The 6,499-nt window shown below is 41.9% G+C and carries 7 protein-coding genes and 1 rRNA gene; 2 read left to right on the top strand and 6 right to left on the bottom strand.

The genetic code is table 11. The features are described 5' to 3' along the window. The 6 genes from GKS34_RS22750 to rpmH form a co-directional block, all read right to left on the bottom strand. Positions 1-82: ribosomal RNA gene (locus GKS34_RS22750) — 16S ribosomal RNA — on the bottom strand; the annotation flags it as partial. 429 nt (positions 83-511) lie between these two features. Continuing rightward, entirely contained in the window at positions 512-1,030 is a 519-nt protein-coding gene (locus GKS34_RS22745; RefSeq protein WP_163387373.1) for a DUF2480 family protein, read from the bottom strand. After that, positions 1,027-1,716 carry a tRNA (adenosine(37)-N6)-threonylcarbamoyltransferase complex dimerization subunit type 1 TsaB gene (tsaB, locus tag GKS34_RS22740; RefSeq protein ID WP_163387371.1) on the bottom strand — a complete coding sequence of 230 codons (690 nt, stop codon included), beginning with the start codon at positions 1,714-1,716 and terminating at the stop codon, positions 1,027-1,029. Before tsaB ends, GKS34_RS22745 begins: the two co-directional genes overlap by 4 nt. A gap of 242 nt (positions 1,717-1,958) precedes the next feature. Then, a complete protein-coding gene (locus GKS34_RS22735) occupies positions 1,959-3,617 on the bottom strand; it encodes a S41 family peptidase (protein WP_163387369.1) in 1,659 nt (552 codons plus the stop codon). After that, positions 3,614-3,991 carry a ribonuclease P protein component gene (gene rnpA / locus GKS34_RS22730; RefSeq protein WP_163387367.1) on the bottom strand — a complete coding sequence of 126 codons (378 nt, stop codon included), beginning with the start codon at positions 3,989-3,991 and terminating at the stop codon, positions 3,614-3,616. Before rnpA ends, GKS34_RS22735 begins: the two co-directional genes overlap by 4 nt. A 43-nt stretch (positions 3,992-4,034) precedes the next feature. Next, on the bottom strand, positions 4,035-4,193 hold the full coding sequence (gene rpmH, locus GKS34_RS22725; protein WP_162342645.1) for a 50S ribosomal protein L34: 159 nt from the start codon (positions 4,191-4,193) through the stop codon (positions 4,035-4,037). A gap of 117 nt (positions 4,194-4,310) precedes the next feature. On the opposite strand from rpmH, the gene GKS34_RS22720 reads away from it, so the two are divergent. Next, positions 4,311-5,954, top strand: a complete 1,644-nt coding sequence (locus tag GKS34_RS22720; RefSeq protein WP_163387366.1) for a M61 family metallopeptidase — start codon at positions 4,311-4,313, stop codon at positions 5,952-5,954. Between the two features lie 76 nt (positions 5,955-6,030). Next, the gene (locus GKS34_RS22715) at positions 6,031-6,474 is read left to right on the top strand and encodes a DoxX family protein (protein WP_163387364.1); all 444 of its coding nucleotides are present in this window, start codon (positions 6,031-6,033) and stop codon (positions 6,472-6,474) included. Positions 6,475-6,499 lie beyond the last annotated feature (25 nt).

The following is a 6,499-nucleotide window of genomic DNA, read 5'->3' as shown; positions in this document are numbered from 1 at the left end:
GAAGTCAACAATCCCGTTCGACTTGCATGTATTAGGCCTGCCGCTAGCGTTCATCCTGAGCCAGGATCAAACTCTCCATTGTAAAGTTTGTTTTGTGTAAACCCATTCAATTAAAAATGGGTATTCCACTGTATTATTCTAGTTCGAATTAAATCGAATTGTCAGGATCATTATTTCTATCTTACACTACTTCAAAGAACTTGTCAGGCAACTTACTTGCCCGCTTGTCGAAACATTCTCGATTCCTTGTTTAACAACTTCTGCGAAACAGGAATGCAAATGTCGGATTAAAATTCTGAATTTTCAACTATTTGGGATGAAAATTTTTAGAAAATTTGGCAATCATTTATGGAAAATTAAACTGGGAAACTTGCTTCACCTGAGCCTCTTTTTCTGACTATTTCCAAATGGGATTGCAAACATATACCTCTTTTCGGATATTGCCAAATCAGAACCACTTTTTATTCGCTATTATCTGCAAAATACTGACGGACAATCAGATTCATTTTCCTCAATCCCTGATGGCTTTTGGTCGCTTGTAAACCGGAACCGTGCTGCAAGGTTCTCCAAACATAAGACTCTTTACTACCGGTAGAACTAGCCTCACCAACTCACCATAGGCATAATTCGGCACGGGCAATTTGCTGCAACCCTTGACCACCACCGGCTTGTCCCTTAAAGCCTCTATGTCTAGCTTTTGCAATGCCTTGGCCATTAAATGAATTTCAAGTTCTTTCAAATCACCAATAACTACCTCCCTGGCCACTTCCTGCAGACGGACCACTACCAACATGTAAGCCCAGGTGGGTATAATGGCATCTACCGAACAATAAACACCCACCAATTTGTCCTGGTAAACCGAAGCCTCTAACTCTTTCACTTGTTGACGGAATTCCTTTTCTCTCACCACCATCCCCTGAAAAAGTAACGGCTCCAGGTCAAACAAAATCCGGTCTCCCTTTTCATAAAAGGATTCCAGATCTATGGTGACAATCGGACTATTGGCGACTCTGTTGGTAATTTCACTCATGATAACAACGGGTTTTTCTTTGACTTTAGAACCATAAACTCTTTTAAGTAGTTCGGTTCAAAATAGGCAATATCCTCAACCTCTCCTCTCTTAAACTTTTCATAAGCAATTTCACCTACCCCTGTAGCCGAATTGAGCCCATCCCTGAAAATTGCATGAGGAGAAAGAAGGTGTTTTTTGGCCTTCACATTCGCATTCCCTAGAAAATACACTTTTCCCTTTTTCAAAAATTCCTGAAAGGGATTTTGATCCAGGAATTCAGGGCGCGTAGCAACCAATGTCTTTCCCTCATGATCCAGTACGGTGGCATATACCTCCATTCTTCTTGCATCAATCATAGGGATGATATATGAACCAGGTCCAGCCTGTGAACTAACTGATCTTCCCAATGCATCCAAACTATCTACACCAATTAATGGCAGATCATGGGCAAAGGCCAACCCTTTAGCCGTGGCTACTCCAATACGTAGTCCTGTATATGATCCGGGTCCCTGGGCAACAGCTATTGCGTCGAGATTTTCCATTTTGTAGCCCGACTGGTCCATCAGACTCTTAATGCAGGGTACGAGTTTATTACCGTGGATATTCCCCTGATGTAGTTCCATCAATCCCCTAAGCCTTCCCTTATCATGAAGGGCAACCGAACATATATCAATGGAAGTATCAATAGAAAGAAGTAGACTCATCGCGTTTGAATTTTTTGCCCTGGCTATTCCCGGCTTAAAGCCCGTTTCTCATCATCCCTGAAAAAAATAAGGTCTAAATTATCAGCATCAATTTCTGGGTCTGAATAGCAGTGAAGAAACTACAGGGATACAAAAACCAAAAATTACTTAATTGGCTTCCTAAATCGTCCTTCGCTCAATTTTGTCCCTGGTAATTTTAAAGAAATAGTAGCCCTGATTATTTTACGTAAGAATTACCTGGATTAATTTGGAGATAATATGCTTGAATACTGCTCCGGATCCTTCACAATTTCCAAAGCTTTAACCAATTCAGGATCCTTGTCCAATGAAGCTTCAATTATCCCTCGTTGGAAATAGTACCTGGATACGATTTCATCTTTAAGGGCCTCTTTTATTTCTTCTTTAAAGGTAATCAGATCCTGCTCCTTACTATGACTCACGCTTTCCTTTAAGGAGGCCAGTTCATCCTGAATATCTTCATAATACTTTTCACGCTCCGCATAGGTCTCCAGGTCATCGATCGTTTTCTCTACCCGAGTCGTATAATCATACTCCTTGTCCTGAAGCCAGTTCACAAATTCATCATACATTTCCTCACTAACCTCAAATTCCCTTGCTCCAGGAATGGAATTCCGCCCAAGTGCGAATTCATTCGCAAATCTGAAAACCAAACTTCTTGTAACCAAACTGTAGGTAATCGGGGCAAAATTTCGTGAGTCAATTTCAATATCAGGCTCAATCCCAACACCATCATAGACTGTTCGCCCATTTTTGGTTTCAAAGGCCTTTCTCAACGAATCGGGAACAGACCTGCCATTACCATCCTCATCTTTCAAGCTGTAGTCTATTGCCTGAATGCACCGACCACTAGGGATGTAGTACTTAGCGGTGGTCAATTTCACTTGAGAATTATAAGACAAGGGTACTGTGCTTTGAACCAAACCCTTACCAAATGATTTTCTACCTACCAGTACTGCCCGGTCGTAGTCCTGCAATGCTCCAGCCACAATTTCAGCGGCAGAAGCACTCCTTTCATTGATAAGCACCACCAGCGGAATGTCTTTATCGATAGGAGACATTTCAGTAGTATAGGTGGCATTCACACTTTCCAACTTACCAATGGTCTTTACCACCTCTCTCCTTTTGGGTATAAAAATATTGACAACATCTACCGCCTCTTTCAATATTCCCCCGGGATTATCTCTGACATCCAGAATTATCTTATTAGCTCCGTCCTTTTTAAGGTTTTTCACAGCCTGGCCAACTTCCGTGGCTGCATTGGTCGTGAAATCGCTGAGTTTAATGTAACCTGTTTCCCCATCCACCATACCATGGTAGGGTACATTGCTGATGACAATTTTTTTCCGTGTCAGGTTAAATGTCAGGGTATCTCCCCCACGCTTTACCTCTACTTGCACCTCCGTGTTAGCCGGCCCTTTCAGCAAGGTGGAAATTTCTGCAGTGTTTTTATCTACTACCTGCACCGAATCTACCCGCAACAATTCATCAGCTACTTTTAATCCGGAAAGCTGTGCAGGGAACCCTTCGTAAGGCATTAGAATCATGTTGACCCCCACCCTGTTTCCAATAACTGCACCTACTCCACCGTATTCACCGGTGGTCATCATTCTGAAATCGTCCGATTCTTCCTCGGGTATGTATTCTGTATACGGGTCCAATTCGGCCAGCATGGCATTAATGCCAACCGTCACCAATTTATCCGGATCAATTTCATCCACATAATAGGAATCCAATTCCCTGATCAGGGAGGCAAAAATATCCAGATTTTTGGCAATGCTAAAAAGCTTGTCGTCCTTGGGATAGAAAGAAATTAAAGAAACGGTTACCCCAATTAGCAAAAGCGTTCTCAGCATCAATTTTTTTGATATCAATTTATTCATGTATTGGGAAATTTTGCTTTAGGAATTCTGTCTAGTATCTTCTTTACTTTCGGTTCAATCTGGTGATACCCCATTAATTCCTGAGATACGTAAACCAAAGCGATAAGTTTTTTTGTAGCCCCGCTCTCCTCCAATAGAAATTTATTTAAGCGATAGGCTTCTTTCACCCTTCGCTTGATATAATTTCGGTGAACCGCCTTTCGTAGTTTCCTTTTTGAAACGGACACCAATAATTGATTTTCATCTGCACCTTTCTGGTCCAGGCAAATGACCTTAAAGGGGTATAAAAAAAAAGAGGAACCTTTATCAAAAAGTTCCTTTATTGACTTTTTGGAATGTAACCTTTCTTTCTTTGAAAATTTACAATCCTTCATGTACAGCAAACTGGTCTATCTTTTAAAGATAGTAAAAAAAGCATTATTTCTTCAGCGTCTTCTCGGAAGAAACCGATAATTTATGCCTGCCTTTTGATCTTCTTGCTTTTAGCACCCTTCTGCCATTGGCAGTGGACATTCTTTCTCTGAAACCGTGCTTGTTTCTTCTTTTCCTGCGGGAAGGTTGAAATGTTCTTTTCATTATTGCTATCTTTTACTTTTTCTGTGGCGTAATTTTAAAGGACTGCAAAGATAGATAGGTTTTTTTTATTTACAAACCAGTGGCTTACTTTTGTTTAGGACCTAATCCATTCAATCCATGATTTATACCCTTTCAGCACCGATTCCTTCCTCACAAACCGTGGAAATCCAACTTGAAGTGCAGTGTAAAAAAGAAGAACTCGTTCATTTGCAATTTCCTTCCTGGCGACCCGGTCGCTATGAAATCGCCAACTATGCCCAATATTTAAAAACCCTGGGAATACAGGGTCCCAAGGGTTCCGTAGTTTGCCGCAAAAAGACCAAAGACTTATGGGAATTCACGGCTCCTGACTCCGGATTGTACCGAATTAATTATACCTATCATGCTGCCCAGCTCGATGCCGGTGGCAGTTGGGTATCCCCAGAAATGATTTATATCAATTTTATCAACCTGGCTTTTGCCCTAATTGGTCGTGAAGAGGAACCAATTACCATCCAATTGAAACTTCCCGAAACGTATCAGGTAGCCTGCGCCTTGCCCCAAGCGGAATGCCATTCGCTTGTAGCAAAAAACTTTCAGGAAATGGTAGACAGCCCGCTATTGGCATCCGAAACACTGCATCATCGTAGCTACCAGGTAGAAAATAGCCAATTTCATTTGTGGGTTTCTGGTAACGTTTCCTTCGACTGGGAAGGGGTCCTGGAAGTTTTCAGAAATTTTACGCAAAAACAAATCGATGACTTTGGTGATTTTCCTGCCAAAGCGTATCATTTTTTGATCCACTTACTCCCATTTCCGCATTACCATGGTGTGGAACACAAGTATTCAACGGTCATCACCCTTGGTCCGGACAGCCTGATGGCTAGCAAAGAAGCGATGGATCGGCTGATGGGAATCTGTTCGCATGAGTTGTACCACTTTTGGAACGTTTGCCGGATTCGGCCGAAAGCCATTCAACCATATGATTTTTCCAAAGAAGCCTATCTGAACGAGGGCCTGATAGCGGAAGGAGTCACCACCTTTATGGGGGACTTTTATTTGCTAAAGTCCGGGTACTATTCCCCCAGGGAATACCTGGACAAAATGGAAACGATTTTTGAAAGGGGATTTGAAAATCAGGGATGGGAAAACCAATCCATCATCGATTCCAGCTTTGATCTGTGGCTGGACGGATACAAAGCGGGTGTGCCAGATAAAAAAGTGAGTATCTACACCCACGGAGCATTGCTGAGCCTCACAGTTGATCTTATGTTATTGAAGCATGGCCGGCGAATGCACGAGGTCATGAAAATCATGTGGGCCAAGTTTGGAAAAACGGATAGGGGTTACACTGTCGAAGATTTTCGAAAGGCGATTATCTCCTTGTCCGGAAATCCTGGAAAAATGGATTCGTTTTTTGAATGTTTCGTTTTTGGCAAGGATGATCTCTACCCACTCCTAAAATCCCTGCTTCCTGATATCGGGCTTGAGATTCAAAAGGTAAAGAAAGACAACCGCCTGGAAAGTGAGTTTGGAATAAAAACCGACAATAAAGGAAAAATCATCCGGCTTCATCCCAAGTCAGCAGCCTATCAACAACTCATGATACAAGACGAAATACTTACTTATGGATTTACAGACAGTGGCGCTCATTTGAACCTCAAACGTTGGCAGCAGGAAAAAACAGTTTTTCTGCCGCTATCGGATCAATCCTATTTCATGAACTTCCGAATTCGAATTACGGGTTTACCGGATCTTTTTGAAAGATTCATTCGCCTATAACCTATCTCTTGCAGGAAAAAGGAAACCAACGGCTAAAAAACACGTATAAATAGCTGCAAACCAAGTTTATAAAGTTATGGACACGCTACATCAAATAGAACATTGGGCCGATAGGCACCATCCCAAATGGATCGATTTCATTCGCGTTAGCCTTGGAATCTTTATTCTTTACAAGGGCGTATTATTTATCTCGAATACGAATGCGTTGATGAACCTGATTGGGGATATGGATTTGAGGTTTTTTCAGATGGCTCTTGCTCACTACGTCGCCTTTGCGCATATAATGGGAGGGATTCTGATTGCCTTAGGCTTGTTAACCCGGTTGGCTGTAGTGGTACAGCTGCCAATTCTGATTGGAGCGGTCTTTTTTGTCAATATGGACTCAAGGTTCCTAACCGTTACTAATAATGTGGAGTTTGTGCTTTCCCTGCTGGTTTTAGTACTACTCCTTGTATTTCTGGTATTTGGATCTGGAAAATTTTCTATCGACGACTATATGAAAAAACATCCAAATGCTTAAAAAATTGGGGAACCACTGTTCCCCT

This window comes from Cyclobacterium jeungdonense, from assembly GCF_010994275.1.
In the GTDB taxonomy this organism is placed as follows: domain Bacteria; phylum Bacteroidota; class Bacteroidia; order Cytophagales; family Cyclobacteriaceae; genus Cyclobacterium; species Cyclobacterium jeungdonense.
This window is presented reverse-complemented; position numbering and strand designations above follow the sequence as displayed.

Coding starts and splice junctions, on each gene's coding strand:
- GKS34_RS22745 (WP_163387373.1), bottom strand. CDS start 1,030: ATGAGTGAAATTACCAACAGAGTCGCCAATAGTCCGATTGTCACCATA.
- tsaB (WP_163387371.1), bottom strand. CDS start 1,716: ATGAGTCTACTTCTTTCTATTGATACTTCCATTGATATATGTTCGGTT.
- GKS34_RS22735 (WP_163387369.1), bottom strand. CDS start 3,617: ATGAATAAATTGATATCAAAAAAATTGATGCTGAGAACGCTTTTGCTA.
- rnpA (WP_163387367.1), bottom strand. CDS start 3,991: ATGAAGGATTGTAAATTTTCAAAGAAAGAAAGGTTACATTCCAAAAAG.
- rpmH (WP_162342645.1), bottom strand. CDS start 4,193: ATGAAAAGAACATTTCAACCTTCCCGCAGGAAAAGAAGAAACAAGCAC.
- GKS34_RS22720 (WP_163387366.1), top strand. CDS start 4,311: ATGATTTATACCCTTTCAGCACCGATTCCTTCCTCACAAACCGTGGAA.
- GKS34_RS22715 (WP_163387364.1), top strand. CDS start 6,031: ATGGACACGCTACATCAAATAGAACATTGGGCCGATAGGCACCATCCC.